Genomic DNA, 16,761 nt, shown 5'->3' with positions numbered 1-16,761 from the left:
GTGGTCATGCGCAGGATCTCAGCATCGAAAGACTACGATGGGTCAGCTTCGTCGCCGAGCGATTGTCACTCCAGCGGCACCTACGATGATGAACACTGCGGCGAGACCGACTGTCTGCCATGCGTCAAGACCAGTCCTAGGCAGCCTACGCTTCTTGCCGCCGTCGTCGCCTGGACGCTCGGTCGGCTCGTCGGTCGGTGTCGGGCTTGGCTCGTCGGTCGGTGTCGGGCTTGGCTCGTCGGTCGGTGTCGGGCTTGGCTCGTCGGTCGGTGTCGGGCTCGGCTCATCGGTCGGTGTCGGGCTTGGCTCGTCGGTCGGTGTCGGGCTCGGCTCTTCGGTCGGTGTCGGGCTCGGCTCAGGCTTCGCAGAGATATCAATCGTCCAGAAGCCGCTGAAGGCCCGCGCCTTGGGTGCCCATGGCGAGCGTCCGGCATCGAAATGCACGCGGTATGTGCCCGGCTCGCTGAAAGTAACAGTAGATCCATCGACCGTCGCTACAGCTCCCGCGTCGCTGCCGCTCGTGTCCGTCACTTTTGTGACATCGAGAATCTTCTTCTCAAAATCGACGGTCTCAAAGTTCACCGGGGTTCCAACAACTCCAGGTGCGTGCGTCAAAGTTTGGCGATGGGCCTGAAGCTTGTAGGGATCCTGGCTGTTGAACTGTTCGATGGGCGTGATGTCACTGATGTGATTGTCGTAGAGGCGCAGGTACGAAAGCTTGGGCAGGTCAGTGAGCTTCGCGATGTCGTCTGCTGTCAGCGCACGATTGTTGAGAAACAACTGGTCGAGATTCTGCAAGCCGTCGATCGGGGTCAGGTCTAGCGCTTCGCTCGTGCCGGCTGGTCCGGACGCCCACAACCGTTGCAGATTCGGCATCTGCGCCACTGGTTCGAAGGACTGCAGTGGAACACTGCTGGCATAGATGGTCGTCATCGTATCCTTCGAGCTCAGCAATGGCGACAAGTCCTTCACCTGCTGAAACTCGATGTTGAGGAAGGATAGCTTATTGAGCTTTCGGAGTGGCTCAAGTGTCGTGATCGTCTCTGGCCCCTTTTTCGGTTCCCGGTGCAGACCCAGAAACGTCAGACCGGTCATTCCAGAGACGTCCGACGGGATGGCTGAAATCCGGTTGCCGTCAAGGTTCAGCAACTGAAGCGATGCGAGTGAGGTCAGCTGATCAAAGTGTGTGATGTCGTTGTCAGTGAAGGTTGCCTGCCGCAGGTTAGTGGCGTGGTCCATTCCGTCAAGTGACTGAATGCCCATTTTTTGGCAATCGAGTTTCGTCACCTTCGCCAGATCTTCTGACGTGATCTCAGCGTCAGGCTCGCGGTTCCCGCCGAGTGTTTTATTGATACAAGCTTGAAGTTGCGGATCGGAGATCACAGAGGCTGCCGTCGCAGGGGCTGCCGAAACTCCGGAAATCAACCCAACGGACAGCAACACGGCACCAGCCCGCCGGATACTCAACTTGAGACGAGACATTGGACATCCCTCACTGTAGAAGCTCTAAGGCGGCGCAAAGTCAACGCTCGCCTGACACTCAGTGTCCGAGCGTACCACCACTGGCAACCCGCTTCAATGCTGCGCCTCCTCTAAGAATGCGTGGGCGGTTAACGGAGAGCAGCCCGAACAGCTACGGCCCGACAAACTGCATGCGCCTCCCCTCAATCACGCCACGCGATCCGATGACGCCAGCGCATCTTTTCCGACTTTCCGGAGAACTCATACCTTCGAGTCGCAAAGCTCATGCCTCCCGGTCAGCAGACTTCTCGTCACCGCCGCATCCGTCACGCCTGCAGACCCGGCGTCGACTGCGTCCCGGCAGGGCCCCATCCGAGTTGTATCGCATAGGCCTCAGTCGAGGATGATGATGTCGACGTTCCGCGGGCCGTGGACGCCCTCGACGCGCTGAAGTTCGATATCCGAGGTCGCCGACGGCCCGGAGAACATCGTCACAGGTTGCCCGTGATCGACGCGAGCGAGCGCCTCGGGAACGAGCTCGACGATCGACTCGGCCGGCACCACGCAGATGTGGTGGTCGGGGATGAGGCTGATCGCGCGCCTGCCCTCGGCGGGGCCGGCGTTGAGGAACACGGTTCCGGTCTCCGCGCACGAGACGGTCGAGGAGGTCACGACCGCATCAAGTTGGTCGAGCTCGGCGTGACTGAGCGGCGCCTCGGCTGTGTCGACGATCCGCTCGCCGGCAGAGCCGTCGCGGGGCAGCCAGTCGGCCGGGAAGCCCTCGGGCACGACGAAACGGCCGCTTTCGCCGAGGAGTTCGGCGATCCGCCCGGCGACCGTCTCGCTGGTCTCGGTGAAGGCGCGGGCCTTGTAGTCGACGATCCGGTCGATGAACATCTCGCGCACCGTCTGCGCATCGGCGCTGCTGTGCTGCCGGTAGTCGCGCACGGGCGTGGCCGGCTGCGGGTTGTCGGTCAGCGCCGAACGGATGCGGGCGAGGATCTCGGCCTTCGCCGAGGTGGTCTGCTCACTCATGCTCTCTCGCCTTTCATCGGTTCGTCGGCCGCGCCCGAGGCGGTGGTCGCCGAGGTCTCGGTGCCGCGGGCATAGTCGGCCACAGTATCGCCGGTCGCGTCGTGCTGCTGGATGGCCGCCCGTTCGGCGGCCATGAGCCAGGTGTAGTCATCGGCTGGGGCGGCGAAGCGCTCATGCAGTTCGGCGGCCCTTCCGCGGTTGGCTTCGATGAGGGCTGCGATATTGGCCCGCTGTTCAGGGGTGCGGCGCACCGGTGTGCTCGGGCGGTTGCGCTTCCACCAGTGGCGGAAGGACTGCGCCGGGGGCGCGTCGATGATCCGGTGTTGGGTCCAGCCGCCGATGAGGCCGGGCAGTAAGGAGATCTTCCCGTCCCTGCCGCCGAGGATCCTGCCCAGCGGCAAGCCCCGTTCACCGATGCTCAGCAGCCTGGGCTTGGCGAAGGCGGTCTTGGCGGCAGCCATGAGCGCATCCATCTGATCGGGCACCCGGCGCGTCACCGCACCGACGATGCGCGCAGCCCCGGTGCGGGCGGCCGCGCTCAGGCGGGCGCGCCGGGAGGCGCCGGAAGCAGAGGTGCCGGTGGCAGGTGTCTCGTCCACCGCCTCGGGCGCGGTGCTGCGTGCGCTGTGGCGGGCCTCGACGTCAGCGCCGCGCAGGTGGATGAGCACGTCGGGGATGTTGATCTTGACCGGGCAGACCTCGTAGCAGGCCCCGCACAGGGACGAGGCGTAGGGCAGCGAGTTGTTCGCCGCGGCCTCGATGCCGGTCATCTGCGGGGACAGGATCGCGCCGATCGGTCCCGGGTAGACCGAGCCGTAGGCGTGGCCGCCGGCTCGTTCGAAGACGGGGCAGACATTGAGGCAGGCCGAGCAGCGGATGCAGTGCAGGGCCTGGCGTCCGACCTCATCGGCCAGTGTGGCGGTGCGGCCGTTGTCGATGAGGATGACGTGGAGGTTCTGCGGGCCGTCGCCGGGGGTGACGCCGGTCCACAGAGAGGTGTAGGGGTTCATCCGCTCACCGGTCGAGGAGCGCGGCAGCAGCTGGAGGAAGACCTCCAGGTCGGCGAAGCGCGGCAGCACCTTCTCAATTCCCATGAAGGTGATGAGGGTCTCCGGCAGGGTCAGGCACATGCGGCCGTTGCCTTCGGATTCGACGATCGTGAGCGTGCCGGTCTCAGCGATCCCGAAGTTCGCCCCGGAGACGGCGACCCGGTTGTCGAAGAACTTCGCGCGCAGCCGCTGGCGGGAGGCTTCGGCCAGATCGGCGGGTTCGGATGTCAGGTCCGGGCGCACGCCGTCGATCTCGCGCAGGAAGATGTCGCGGACCTCGTCGCGGTTGCGGTGGATGGCCGGCACGACGATGTGGGAGGGTTTGTCGCCGCCGAGCTGGACGATCTCCTCGGCCAGGTCGGTCTCAACGGCGGTGATGCCGTGGTCTTCGAGGAATTCGTTGAGGCCGGTCTCCTGGGTGGCCATCGACTTGATCTTGTTGACCTCGCTGACCCCCTGCTCCTGAATGAGGCGCAGGGCGATCGCATTGGCCTCATCGGCGTCGCGGGCCCAGTGGACGTGGCCGCCGGCAGCGGTGAAAGAGGCCTCGAACTGCTCGAGGAGTTCCGGCAGGTTGGCCAGCACGTTCTGCTTGATCGCCGATCCGGCGGCGCGCAGCTGCTGCCAGTCGGGCATTTCGCTGACCACGGCGGCGCGCTTGCCGCGGATCTTGTGCATCGCGAAGTTGAGGTTGCCGCGCAGGGTCGCGTTCTCCAGGTCGCGGGCCGCGCCCGAGGTGAAGGGTTCCTCTGCGAAGAGGTTGCCGCGGCCGTGGCGGACGGTGGGCATGCCGAGGCTGACGGTGGTGGGGCGAGTGGTGGTCATGGGCAGCTCCTTCCGCCACCGGAGACGGCGACGTCGCCGGAGACCTGCAGGGGGTTCTCGCGGGTGCTCGCGAGGATCTCGGCGAAGTGGACGGTGGTGATGCCGGTCTTCTGCTTCTGGGCGGCGCCGCCGATGTTCATCAGGCACGACACGTCACCGCCGGCGCAGATCGAGGCGCCGGTGGACTGGATCGCTGCGACCTTGTCGGCGACCATCGCCCCGGAGGTGCCGGCGTTCTTGAAGGAGAAGGTGCCGCCGAAGCCGCAACATTCCTCCAGGCCGGGCAGTTCGGCGTAGTCGATGCCGGCGACGGTGCGCAGCAGATCGGACTGCCGGGTGCCGAGCTTCATGTGCCGCAGCCCGTGGCAGCTGGAGTGGAAGGTCACCCGGTGCGGGAAGTAGGAGCCGAGCTGGCTGGCGGCATCGGTGATGCCGAGGACGTCGATGAGCAGCTTCGAAAGCTCGAACGTCCGCCCGGCGATGGCCTCCGCCACCGCAGCGCAGGCTGGGTCGCCGGCGCGGCGGGCGATGTCGGGCTGCTGGTGCTGCAGGGACACGACACACGAGGCGGAGGGGGCGACGGCGATGTCGTAGTCGTAGTCGGAGAAGGCCTCGACGTGGTTGCGCACGATGTCGTAGGCATCTGCGAAGTAGCCGGAGTTGACGTGCATCTGCGAGCAGCAAGTCTGCTGGGGCGGGAATACGACCTCGTGGCCGAGGCGCTCGAGGATCCGCACCGTTGCCTCGGCGACCCGCGGATACATCGCGTCGACGATGCAGGTGGGGAAGATCGCGATCCGCAGCGCGGCCGGCGCCGGTGCTGCGGCCGGCGCCCGTGTTGCGGCCTGCGCAGGTGCTGGGGTCTGCGCCCGTGTCGGGGTCTGGGCTGACGGTGCAGCACCGGGCGGGCTGGGCCGGGTGGCCGATGTCATTGTCTACTCCCCTCTGGCGTCCCGCCTGCCGGCGGGAGCTCGGCTGCAGCACACGCACGGTTCCGGAGCGAGGTCGGTGCCCGGAGCGGCTCTGGTGAGGTGCTGCTGTGTGTCATCGTACGCCTCGGATCTGACACGGATTTGTGCTCGTCCCGAACGTGTGTAAGCTGTGGTCCTACCACATGCTGTAATCTAGCACACAGCACCGGCATGGACCACGTTCACTGCTGAACGCACCTCACTGCACGCGCCTGCAACCGCGCGCCCTCCCCTCTCAAGGAGTCCCCGTGGAGAACTTCACCGCAGCCACCGACGCCGTCGGCGGGTCGCTGGGCCTGTCCGCCCTCGTCGCCCTCATCCCCCTTGCGACCTTCTTCGCCATGCTGCTCGGCGTCAGAGCCCGCGCCCACACCTCGGCGCTGGCCGCCCTGACCGCAGCACTGCTCGTAGCCTGGCTCGGCTTCGACATGCCGCTCGGACTGGCGGCCCTGTCCGCAACGCAGGGCGCCGCCTTCGGGCTGTTCCCGATCGTGTGGATCATCGTCATGGCGCTGTGGTTCTACGAGCTGACCGTCACGTCCGGCCGCTTCGAGGACCTGCGTCTGCTCTTCGACCGGATCGGCGGCGGCGACCTGCGCATCCAGGCGATCCTCATCGCCTTCTGCTTCGGCGGCCTGCTCGAAGCCCTCGCCGGTTTCGGCGCCCCGGTCGCCATCACCGCGACCATGGTCATGGCCCTCGGAGTGGCACCGCTGCGCGCGGCCATCGCCGTCCTGCTCGCCAACACCGCACCGGTGGCCTTCGGGGCACTCGCAATCCCGATCACCACCGCAGGCTCGCTGACCGGTGAGGACCCGGCGGCGATCGGTGCGATCGTCGGTGTGCAGGCCCCGTTCGTCGCCTGGATCGTGCCCTTCGTGCTGCTCTTCGTCCTCGACGGACTGCGCGGCATCAAGGACGCCTGGCCGGCAGCGCTCGTCATCGGCCTGTCCTTCGGCATCGCCCAGTGGTGGTCGGCGACCCACTTCTCCTACGAGATGACCGACATCGTCGCCTGCCTCGCCTCCCTCGGCGCAGCCGTGCTGTTCCTCAAGGTCTGGACCCCGCGCGATGACGCCGAGGTGCGCGAGCGCCTCGGCGTCACCGCACCGGCGAGCGCCGCCGAGCTCAAGCCGGTGCGCGTGTGGATGGCCCTGCTGCCCTACCTGCTCGTCGTCGCCTTCTTCGCCGTGGCGAACATGTGGAAGCTCGGCATCGACGTCCCTGCCGCCCTGGCGTCCACCACCGTCGAGATCCCGTGGCCGGAACTGTCCGAGCACCTGCTCACCGCCGACGGCTCGGTCGTCGCGGCCACCACCTACAAGCTCGCCTGGCTGTCCTCACCGGGCACCATCCTGCTCATCACCGGACTCGTCGTCGCCGCGATCTACACGATCTTCAGCGAACACGACCGCTACCGCCTCGGGATGGGTGCCGCACTCGGACTCATCGGCACCTGCGCCTGGCGGATGCGGTGGGCGGCACTGACGATCGCGGCCGTGCTGGCGCTGGCCTATGTCATGAACTTCTCCGGCCAGACCGTCTCGATCGGCGCCTACCTCGCCTCCCTCGGCGCGATCTTCGCCTTCCTCTCCCCGATCCTCGGCTGGCTCGGCACCGCCGTCACCGGCTCCGACACCTCGGCCAACGCGCTGTTCTCCAACCTGCAGCACACTGCGGCGACCAATGCCGGGATCGACCCGAAGCTGCTGCTGGCGGCCAACACCTCGGGCGGGGTCGTGGGCAAGATGATCTCCCCGCAGTCCCTGGCGATCGCAGCGACGGCGGTGCAGATGGAGGGCAAGGAGTCCGAGATCTTCAAGAAGGTCATCCCGTGGAGCATCGGGCTGCTGTTCGTCATCTGCGCGCTCGTCTTCCTGCAGTCGAATGTGCTCGCGTGGATGCTTCCGTAGAATTCATCAGATGAGCCCCGAACGCCGTGCGCCCGCGAAGTCCTATGCCGCCATCCTCGACGCTGTCGAAGACCGGCTGCGCTCAGGGCAGCTGCGCATCGGCGACCGGTTGCCCTCGGAGCGGGCGCTGGCCGAGGAGTTCGGCATCTCCCGCAACTCCGTGCGCGAGGCGATCCGCATCCTCGACGCCCTCGGGCTCGTGCGTTCGGGGGTCGGTTCAGGCCCGAGTGCTGGGGCGATCGTCATCTCCGAACCCTCGGCCGCTCTCGGCTGGGGGCTGCGGATGCACCTGGCGTCGAGCTTCCTGCCCGTCGTCGACATCGTCGCGGTGCGCCGGCTGCTCGAAGCCGACGCCGCTGCCGCTGCCGCCCGGCGTGACGTCGCCTCCGATCCCGAGGCGGGACAGACTCTTGCCCGTGCCGCTGAGATCCTCGATGCGCTCGATGACCCCGATCTGCCCGATGAGACGTTCCACGAACTCGATGCGCAGTTCCACCTGACGATCACCTCGCTGGGCGGCAATGAGGTGACGACGACGATTCTCGGCTCGCTGCGCCAGGCGACCGTCGGCTATGTGCAGGAAGGGGTGCGGCTGCTGGCCGACTGGCCGCAGGTCAGGCTGCGCCTGCAGGAACAGCACCGGCAGATCCTCGCTGCTGTGGCCGGCAGCGACCCGCAGGCTGCCGCGGACGCGGTCACCGCGCACGTCGAGTGGTTCTACCGGAGGGCCTTCGAGCACCTGGAGGGGTGATGCGCCCGGGCGCTGAAGACCGGCAATCCACTCCCGCCGTCAGCACGATTGACATCGCTTTACGATGGATGCCATGAGCGTGCTGGCAGAGGCGCAGGCGAACCGCCGCCTGATAGCAGAGGACCCCACCTGGTCTTTCCTACGCAGCGACAATGTCTGGTTCGCCGCTCCGATTCTGCGCACGCACCTGACCGGCAGCACGATCCGGATGGCTGCCAGTGACCTGTTCGACCTCATCGATGCCGACCTCGATGCCCTGAGATATCAGGGTCATACCGTGATGGGCACGGCCCGCAGCTACTGCGAGCAGTGGCGGCGCGACGGAATCCTCATCCGCCGCAGCGTCGAGACCAGTCGCGAGGAGACCTTCGAGCTGTCTCCAGCTGGGCACATCGCCCTGCAGTTCGTCGACCGGCTCGATTCGGACCGCACCTCGGTAACGCAGTCCCGGCTGGCGACGATCCAGAATCGGCTCCGCCAACTCGTGCGCGACACCGACCCCGATGTCGAACGGCGCGTCGCTGCACTCGAAGCTGAGCGTGAGCGCATCGACGCTGAGATTGACGCCGTCCGATCAGGAGAGGCGCTGCCGGCTGGCGCGGCGGCTGCTTCCGAATCGGCACGCGACATCTCCCAGCTGGCTTCCGAGCTGCCGACTGACTTCGCTCGCGTGCGCTCCGAACTGGAAAGCATCAATCGTTCGCTGCGCACCCAACTCGTGGAGGAAGCCGGCCACCGAGGAACGGTGCTGTCCGACGTGTGGCGCGGTGTCGACCATCTCGCTGAATCCGAGGCAGGCCGGTCGTTCGACGGCTTCGCTTCGATGCTTGTCGATACCGAGGCGGGTTTGGAGTTCGAAACGAATATCACGGAGCTGCTGGGCCGGGACTTCGTCGATCACCTCGACCCCGCGACAGTGACGTTCCTGCGCCAGCTCGTCCCGATGCTCCAGGACCGTGCTGCAGAGGTCGATGATGTCATGACGAACCTGACGCGGTCGCTGCGCCGTTTCGTGCAATCGAGCGAATTCGCCGAAGACCGCAGTGTTGCAGCGGCCATCCGATCCGCACGGTCCTTGGCGGTGCAGGTCGCCGCCGAGGTGCCGGTGTACGAACGACTGAGCGTCGCGATTGCCCGGCCGTCTGTCGAGCTGCGCTCCGTCGGCTCCTTGCGCCTGCATGATCCGGCTCTGGCTCGCGTCGAGGATGAAGTCGAGTCACACAACACGGGAACCCTCGATGCAGCCGCACTGCGCTCCCTCGCGAGGGAAGCCGATATCGATATGAAGGAGCTTGCTGAGAACGTCAACGCCACGCTGTCCGCTCACCGGGCGGGTCAGCTGCCTTCTGCCCAGGAGGATCTGCCGGGAATCGGAATCGGCGATGTGCTCGGATTCCGTCCGGCCACGCAGGGGCTCGGCAGCGTCATCGGACTCATGGATCTCGCGCTGCGCTACGGCAGCAGCGAACCCGATGAGCATGAGATGCTGCGCTGGGTGTCGGTCTCCGGTGCCGAACGCAGCGCCGAGGCGCTCTGCTACCGCTTCACCGAGCCGATCCCGGCCCTCAGACGCATCCGTCGCAAACCTGAAGGAACGCATGCCCAGCTCTGATATCAGTCGTGACGCACCTGCCGTTCCCGAGGCGCCGGCACGGGAGCCGGAAGTGAACCCGGACCAGCTATGGGAGTACGACTCTGGAACTCTGAGCGCCGATGCCCGGCGCGCACTCGTCCGGCTCGTGCAGGGACCCTACGTCTCCAGCCAATCCCACCCGGCGCTGTGGCGGGCGACCCTCAACGGTGAGACGGTGCTGCGCTCGCGACTGGCTGATATGTTCTTAGACCTCATCGTCGATGAGGAGAGCGGGATCGCGTTCGTGCGCAATGTCAGCGCACCGGAAGCAGAAGCGCCGGCAGTAGTGCGCACTCACCAGCTGACGCTGCTGGACTCCGCTCTCGTGCTGCAGTTGCGTCATGAGCTGCTGCGCGTGGACCGCGGAATGCGGGCAATCATCGGCGAAGAAGAGGTGCGAGACGCGCTCAGCGTGTTCGCAGCCAAACAGGACCTCGACGACGTCATGTTCGCCAAGCGCTTCAACGCTTCGTTCAAGAAGCTCATCCAGTACGGCATTCTGCAGGGCACGCACACCGAAGGACGCTATGAGATCTCACCGGTGCTGCGTCTGGTCTTCGGTTCCGAGCAGATCCATGCCCTGACCGCAGAGTACCAGCGGATCCTCGGCGAAAACACGTCACAGCCGGACGGCGCCGCAGCTGAGGACGGTGATGAGTCATGAGCAGCGATGCGCTCTTCGATATGCCGGAGCAGCCGCCGGCCCCGGTGCCGGCGGTGGCAGCGACGGCACGCCGCCAATGGCGTCTCAGCCGGCTGGAGGTGATCAACTGGGGCACCTTCTCCGGCCACCATGCCGTCGATGTTCCGCCCTCGGGCCTCGTCTTCACCGGCGATTCGGGCTCCGGCAAGTCCTCGCTTCTCGATGCGATCTCCACTGTACTCACACCTCGGGTGAAGCTCCGCTACAATGCCGCCGCGCAGGACCAGTCCGTGCGCTCCTCCGACCGCACGATTGTCAGCTATATGCGGGGCGCCTACGGTGCAGCCGAGGCTGATGACGTCGATGAGATCCGCACCACCTACCTGCGCACCGGCGCGACCTTCTCCGGCGTTCTGCTGCGCTTCGACCGGCCGGGAGAGGAACCGGTCCTGCTTATCAAGCTCTTCAAACTCAACGCCGGGCAGATGACGGCCAGTGACGTCAAGGAGATCTGCATCCTCACCCGCTCCGATGCCGTGCTGCCGGACTTCAGCAGCTACCTGACCGGTGCGGTGGCGGTGCGAAAGCTGAAGAAGGACTTCACGTCCGCATTCGTCACCGACAAGCACTCCGTATTCCAGTCGCGGTACCGCGCTGCGCTCGGCATCGCCTCGGACGCAGCGATGAACCTGCTCCACCGCACGGTCGCAGCGAAGAACCTCGGCAGCCTTGACGACCTGTTCCGGATGTACATGCTCGGTGAGCCCTCGACCTTCGCGATCGCCGATCGCGCCATCGAACAGTTCACGCAGCTGTCCGACGCGCACGAAAGCGTCGTCACCGCACGCCTGCAGCTGCAGGCGCTGGAAGAGATCTGCGCTGACGCAGACGCCTATGACGAGGCGACGGCCCGAAACACGGAGATCAGCTCCCTGCTCGCCGGGCTCGACCAGGTGGCCAGTGCTCTGACACGTGAACTCGCCGAACAGGAGCGCAGGAGGGCGCGCCGGCGCCTGTCGGCAGCCGAAGCCGCCCTCGGGAAGGCACGCGCGGATGTCGAGGAGGCAACCCGCGATGCGGATCTCGCCCATGCTGCGCTGCTGGAGGCCGGCGGCGGTGAACTCGCCCGGCTCGACGACCAGCTGACGGCGGCCAGACAACGCCAGGACCACGTAGACCGGCGCCGCAACTCGCTGGCCCAGCGACTCCAGCGCGCCGGAGTCACCACCCTGCCGCAGACGGCCGAAGAGTTCGACGAACTGCTCGAACAGCGGTCCGACCCAGCTGAGGAAGCTCAGCGCACCCGTATCCAGACCGCCGAGCACGAAGCGGCCGAACGGCACCGGCAGGCAACGGAGCGGCTGGCGGCGCTCAGAAGCGACCTCGAGGCCGCCAGAGCAGAGAAGTCCAACCTCGACAGACCGCTGCTGAACGCCCGGAAGCTCTTGGCTCAACAGCTGAATCTCAGCTATCAGGCACTGCCGTTCTGCGGTGAGCTAATGGAAGTGCGCGGGGAAGAAGCCACCTGGCGAGGTGCGATCGAACGGCTGCTCGGTTCACTCTCACGCACGATGCTCGTCGACTTCCGTTACGCCAAGCAGGTTGCCCAGACACTCGACTCCATGCATTTCGGAGTGCGGATCGTCGTGCAGGCCGTCCACAGCTCCAGTCCTACTCCCCCACCCATCAGCGATTCCCGGTCCCTAGTGCACAAGGTTGACGTCCGCAGTGATTCGCCGTTCGCTGCGTGGATGCATCACACGCTGTCCACCCGATTCGACTACACCTGTGTCGATGAGTCTGCCGAATTGGCGGAAGCGGAACGCGGACTCACTCGGGCCGGACAGGTGAGACGGCCGGGAGACCGGTTCGAAAAGGACGACCGCACACGGGTCGACGACCGCAGCCGATGGGTGATGGGCTTCAGCACCGTCGAGAAGGTCACGGAGCTGCTCGAAGCCATCAGCGCCGAGCAGAAGAAAGTCGCGGAGACCAAGGACCGGCTCATCCGGGCCATCGACCAGCGCAATGCCGATGCCACCAGGCGCAGCATCCTCGACGAGCTCGCTGATACGCCGTGGTCGGAGCTCGACGCACGGGCAGCACAGGCTGCAGTCGCTGCCGCCGAACGGCGCCTCGAGCAGGTGACCCGCGGCAACACCGATCTGCAGGCAGCGCAGGAGCTCGTCAGCACCGCGACCGCCGCCCGCGAAACGGCCCGGGAAGCTGAAAACGCTGCGCAGACCGACGTGATCGAGCTCAAAAGCGTGCTAACGCGCCTCGATGAGGCCGTTGCCCGGGCAGCGGATGCCGGTGGTGGGCCCGAACCCAACGCGGCTGTGACAGACACCCTGCGCTCCCGGTTCTACGAACGCCGGCGTCGGCTGAGCGTCGATGACATCGCCACAGTGAAGAACACCATCGAACGGCAGCTGCGCGAAGTCCGTGATGAGGTCCAGAAGCAGCAGCACCGCGCAGAGGCCGACTTCGAACGCCGCGCCCACTCCTTTCTCAGCCAGTGGCCGGCATTCAGCGCTGACGTCGAGCGCTCGATCCGCGACCGGGACGAATACCGTCGGCGGCGCACTACTCTGCACAGCGACGGGCTGCCCGCACATGAGAAGCGCTTCCTGGAGATGCTGCGCACCCAGTCCACCCGCAATATCGGCACGCTGAATGCGCAGATCAGCCGCGCCTTCAACGAAATCAAGGAGCGCATCCACCAGGTGAACCAGTCGCTGAGCGGCAGCCAATTCGACCGCGGAAGGTACCTGACGATCAAACCGAAGGAGCGCCGCAGCGCGGAAGTCCAGACATTCCTCACAGAGCTGCGCGAGATCACCACCGATGCGATGACATCCCTGACACCGGAAGCCGCAGAAGAGAAGTTCGCGCTCATCAAGAAGGTCATCGGCCGCCTCGGCTCAGCTGAACCAGCTGACCGGAGGTGGCGCACCGCCTGCCTCGACACTCGTCGGCACGTCAGCTTCCTCGGCGTGGAGACTGATGCGGGCGGCGAGCCGATCCGGGCCTACGAATCCTCCACCGGACTATCCGGCGGACAGCGTCAAAAGCTCGTCGTGTTCTGCCTGGCCGCTGCCCTGCGCTATCAGCTGACCGATTCCGCCGAGGAGCTGCCGGAATTCAGCACCGTCATGCTCGATGAAGCATTCGACAAGGCCGATGAGACCTTCGCCCGAATGGCACTGGAGACCTTCGTAGACTTCGGTTTCCAGCTCATCCTCGCCACACCCAAAAAACTGCTGCCGATCCTCGAAGACTACGTGGGCGCGGCCGTCAAGATCGACATCAGCGACAACCGTGACTCGCGTCTGGCCGCTCTTCAGTGGGAGCAGAGCGGGGAACCGGCGTGAGTGCGCGCCGCCGATCCAGCGCGCCGCACAGCATGGTCTCACCCGACCAGGCGCGCGAGGCAGTGGCTGCGAAGTTCCGGCTGCACAAGCGGGCGTGGGCGCTCGGTATGGCAGAAGCCGACGTCTCCCTGCCGCTCAAGCCGCCAGCAGAGCCGCACACCAGCGCGAAACTCGATGCGGTGATGTCGTGGATCCGAGCGTGGGAGACTGCTGGCGCGCAGCTACCGGAGCATGCGCACCTCGACTGGGTGCGCCGGCGGTGGCGCACCTGGGGACGGCAGCGGCTGCCGGTGCGCCTGCGGTTCACCACACCCAAGGCGGTCGCCGCCTGGGCAGATAAGCTGCCGGAATGGTGCCAGCTCACCAGTGCCGCCGACATGCTCGCGAAGTGGGCTCAGGACGCGGTTCCTCTTCCTGTGCTGCGCCGCGTCCTCGGCGCCGCTGCCGAACTCAGCGCCGACGACCGTCAGCGGCTGCTGGCTGTTCTCACCTGGCTGCGGGAGAATCCCCGCTCGGGACTGTTCATCCGCGAGCTGCCGATCGTCGGCATCGACACGAAATGGCTGGAGACGCATCGGGGCATCGTCTCCCCGATCATCACCTCGCTCACCAGTGAGAGCAATCTCGGTTTCCGCACAGCCGAACCGCGCATACGCGTGCGGCTCCTCAGCACCGATGGCCGACCGCAACTGTTCGCGGGTCTGCGCGATGTCGAAGCTCCAGCGTCTGAGATCGCCCAGATGCCGGTACGACCGAAGCTCGTCATTGTGACCGAGAACCTCGCATCGTTCCTCGCGCTGCCAGCAGACGGCCGGTGGGGAGATGCAGTAGCCGTGTTCAACCCCGGCTACTCCGCATCAGTGGCTGCCCGGCTGCCGTGGCTGTCCGGTTCGCGTGTCCTCTACTGGGGAGACATCGACACACACGGCTTCGGGATCCTCAATCGCTTCCGCACCCATTGCCCGCACACCGAATCGGTGCTCATGGACAGCCGCACGCTCATCGATTTCCAGCATCTGGCCGGAACAGAGCCAGCTCCGCTGCGTGTTGCCCCCGAACATCTGGAGACCCTCACAGCTGGTGAGCGCGAGATGGCGGCGCAGCTGCACGCCAGCGGCTTCCCGCGTTTAGAGCAGGAGCGGATCGAGTGGTCCTACGTCCTCACCGCCATCGATACGACAGCAGCACGCGTCCTCAGCTGAACACTCACCGCTCGCGGTCGGATTCCTCGCGGCGGGCCATACCTCGAGGCGCGGCGGGCACGAACAGCGCGAAGAGCGCCAGCCCAGCGGTGAGCACCGCGGCGATCTGCACGAGTAGCTCCCAGCCGGCCGCTGGCTCCTCGGTCCACGGGCGGATGACGAACAGCGCGTAGACGCAGGCAGCGCAGCCGAGCAGCACCCAGGTTCGCCACCTGTGTGCGAGCGCGCGCCGGATGTCCATGTGCCGACCATAGCGAAAGGCGGTGGCCGGCACAGGTGCCAGCCACCGCCTCGGGCGCGGTGTCAGAGGGGTCAGCCGGTGTAGCCGCGGCCGCCTGCCATGAGCGCGACCTGGTCGGCCGGCAGCCAGTACTCGCCGACGCCGCCGAAGTTCGCCGGGTCGGCGATCTTCACTTCGCGGGTGTCGGCGTTGTATCCGACGACGGTGAAGAAGTGGTAGATGAGGCCCTGGTCCTTGGGGTACCAGTCCGGGGAGGCGCCGGGGCCGGCCATGATGTCGACGATGACCGGGTGGCCGCGGTCGATGTCATACTGCACGTCATGCCAGAACAGGTCCTTCTGCTCCTGGGTGGGCTCCTCGCTGATCCACTTTGTCTCGTAGAACGTCGTGTTGAGCCGGGCGTTCATCACCTGCTCGATGGCGCCGAAGTTCGTGCCGGCGGTCGTCGTGCCGGCCTGGGCGGCCAGGTCGTTGGCCGAGACGTCGTGGCCGAAGGCCGAGAGCGCGATCCGCATGGCAAACGGCCCGCAGTTGTAGTAGTCGTCCTGCTGCTCCCAGCGGTAGTCGAGGACCTTCTCACCGGCCTGGGTCTCGGCCTGGGTGGCGACCGCCGCCGAGGCGGGGGCTGAGCTGGCGGCCGGGAGCACGGCGGCTGAGGTGCCGAGCAGGCTGCCGACGGCCAGGGTGCCGGCGACGACGAGGGTGGGGATGGTGCGTGCGTGACGCATGGGGATCTCTCCTTGGGTGGGGCATTCGAGGGGTGGGCTGGGTGTGCTGTGTTCAGCTGGGGTGGAGGGGATGGCCGAACAGCTCACATATTCATCGAAGCAAGACCCGATGCCGGCGTCAATGGATTCGGCACTGGACCTTTGGGGTAGGCCTGCACGAAGGTTGCAGTGAGCCTCAGCCGCTGAATGACGGTGATGTGCTCACCGTTCGGCAGGTCACCTTGGACGAAAGTCACAGCCCACAATGCGGCTCCGGTGATCAACGGGCTGGTCAGGGCGGTTAAGCTGGTACCAGGCGAGACATCAATGGAGAGCTCGCCGGCGAGAGGAGCTGTGCCATGCGCACCGCACGTGAAGTGCTCGCCTGGCTGAAGTTCTTGCAGCCGGGTGTGACCAAGACTCAAGCCGATCTGCTGCTCGTGTGCGCGCAGGCCTGGTGGCTGGCGTGGCATGAGGAGCCGCTGTTCGAAGATGAGACGGCGATCGGCGAATACGGACCCTATGTGGCCGCTGCCCATGACGGATTTCCGCAGGCGATGCCCAGGCGTCCCGACCTCGACCTGCGCGAGCAGCTGGAGTTCGAGGCGATCATCGACCACTACATGCGCCTGCCGGCCACCAAGCTCGTCGAGCTCGGCCGGCTGGCTGTCGGCGGCCGCACGAGCGGGACGCTGACGCTCGGTGAGCTGCGCGAGATCGCCACGCGTGAGGCAGATGCCTGGGCTGCGGCCGGCGCCGAGGCGGCGGCCAGGGTGCCGCAGCGGCCCACCTCGGATGACGTCGAGTCAGCCGAGCAGCGCATCAAGGCCAAGGAGCTGCGCCGCCAGATGGCGATGCGCGAGCCGACCTTCGGCGGCGGTGGCGAGTCCCCTGCCGCGACGGCGGCCTTCCAGGAGCCGGTGCTGCGCGATCCGCTCGTCGGCGAGCACTGAGGC

The 16,761-nt window shown here is 66.3% G+C and carries 13 protein-coding genes; 7 read left to right on the top strand and 6 right to left on the bottom strand.

What is annotated here, in order from left to right; genetic code table 11:
* Positions 1-42: 42 nt before the first annotated feature.
* The 4 genes from H9634_RS07465 to H9634_RS07450 form a co-directional block, all read right to left on the bottom strand.
* Entirely contained in the window at positions 43-1,482 is a 1,440-nt protein-coding gene (locus tag H9634_RS07465) for a hypothetical protein (RefSeq protein ID WP_191726076.1), read from the bottom strand.
* Between the two features lie 372 nt (positions 1,483-1,854).
* The gene (locus H9634_RS07460; protein ID WP_191726075.1) at positions 1,855-2,496 is read right to left on the bottom strand and encodes a LutC/YkgG family protein; all 642 of its coding nucleotides are present in this window, start codon (positions 2,494-2,496) and stop codon (positions 1,855-1,857) included.
* Positions 2,493-4,370: a lactate utilization protein B gene (locus H9634_RS07455; RefSeq protein ID WP_191726074.1), complete on the bottom strand. Its 1,878-nt coding sequence runs from the start codon at positions 4,368-4,370 to the stop codon at positions 2,493-2,495. The genes H9634_RS07460 and H9634_RS07455 overlap by 4 nt, the downstream gene beginning before the upstream one ends.
* On the bottom strand, positions 4,367-5,173 hold the full coding sequence (locus H9634_RS07450) for a (Fe-S)-binding protein (protein ID WP_191726204.1): 807 nt from the start codon (positions 5,171-5,173) through the stop codon (positions 4,367-4,369). Before H9634_RS07450 ends, H9634_RS07455 begins: the two co-directional genes overlap by 4 nt.
* A gap of 416 nt (positions 5,174-5,589) precedes the next feature.
* Between H9634_RS07450 and H9634_RS07445 the strand changes: the two genes are divergently transcribed.
* The 6 genes from H9634_RS07445 (at position 5,590) to H9634_RS07420 (ending at position 14,857) form a co-directional block, all read left to right on the top strand.
* On the top strand, positions 5,590-7,254 hold the full coding sequence (locus H9634_RS07445; protein ID WP_191726073.1) for an L-lactate permease: 1,665 nt from the start codon (positions 5,590-5,592) through the stop codon (positions 7,252-7,254).
* 10 nt (positions 7,255-7,264) lie between these two features.
* Positions 7,265-8,005, top strand: coding sequence for a FadR/GntR family transcriptional regulator (locus tag H9634_RS07440; protein WP_191726072.1), 741 nt, complete (start codon positions 7,265-7,267; stop codon positions 8,003-8,005).
* A 73-nt stretch (positions 8,006-8,078) separates the two neighbouring features.
* Positions 8,079-9,617 carry a DUF3375 domain-containing protein gene (locus H9634_RS07435; RefSeq protein ID WP_191726071.1) on the top strand — a complete coding sequence of 513 codons (1,539 nt, stop codon included), beginning with the start codon at positions 8,079-8,081 and terminating at the stop codon, positions 9,615-9,617.
* The gene (locus H9634_RS07430) at positions 9,604-10,302 is read left to right on the top strand and encodes a DUF4194 domain-containing protein (protein WP_191726070.1); all 699 of its coding nucleotides are present in this window, start codon (positions 9,604-9,606) and stop codon (positions 10,300-10,302) included. The genes H9634_RS07435 and H9634_RS07430 overlap by 14 nt, the downstream gene beginning before the upstream one ends.
* The gene (locus H9634_RS07425) at positions 10,299-13,655 is read left to right on the top strand and encodes an ATP-binding protein (RefSeq protein WP_191726069.1); all 3,357 of its coding nucleotides are present in this window, start codon (positions 10,299-10,301) and stop codon (positions 13,653-13,655) included. The genes H9634_RS07430 and H9634_RS07425 overlap by 4 nt, the downstream gene beginning before the upstream one ends.
* Positions 13,652-14,857, top strand: a complete 1,206-nt coding sequence (locus H9634_RS07420) for a Wadjet anti-phage system protein JetD domain-containing protein (protein WP_191726068.1) — start codon at positions 13,652-13,654, stop codon at positions 14,855-14,857. Before H9634_RS07425 ends, H9634_RS07420 begins: the two co-directional genes overlap by 4 nt.
* A 4-nt stretch (positions 14,858-14,861) precedes the next feature.
* Here H9634_RS07420 and H9634_RS07415 read toward each other — a convergent pair whose 3' ends face one another.
* On the bottom strand, positions 14,862-15,098 hold the full coding sequence (locus H9634_RS07415; RefSeq protein WP_191726067.1) for a hypothetical protein: 237 nt from the start codon (positions 15,096-15,098) through the stop codon (positions 14,862-14,864).
* Between the two features lie 71 nt (positions 15,099-15,169).
* Entirely contained in the window at positions 15,170-15,826 is a 657-nt protein-coding gene (locus H9634_RS07410) for a C39 family peptidase (RefSeq protein ID WP_191726066.1), read from the bottom strand.
* Positions 15,827-16,164: 338 nt separating this feature from the next.
* Here H9634_RS07410 and H9634_RS07405 point away from each other — a divergent pair, with 338 nt between their 5' ends.
* Positions 16,165-16,758 (top strand): Panacea domain-containing protein, encoded by a 594-nt coding sequence (locus H9634_RS07405; protein ID WP_191726065.1) that lies wholly within the window; start codon positions 16,165-16,167, stop codon positions 16,756-16,758.
* Positions 16,759-16,761: the final 3 nt, after the last annotated feature.

The sequence above is a fragment of the Brevibacterium gallinarum genome, from assembly GCF_014836885.1.
GTDB lineage: Bacteria > Actinomycetota > Actinomycetes > Actinomycetales > Brevibacteriaceae > Brevibacterium > Brevibacterium gallinarum.
Note: the sequence above shows the minus strand (reverse complement) of the source record. Positions and strands in the feature narration are given on the sequence as shown.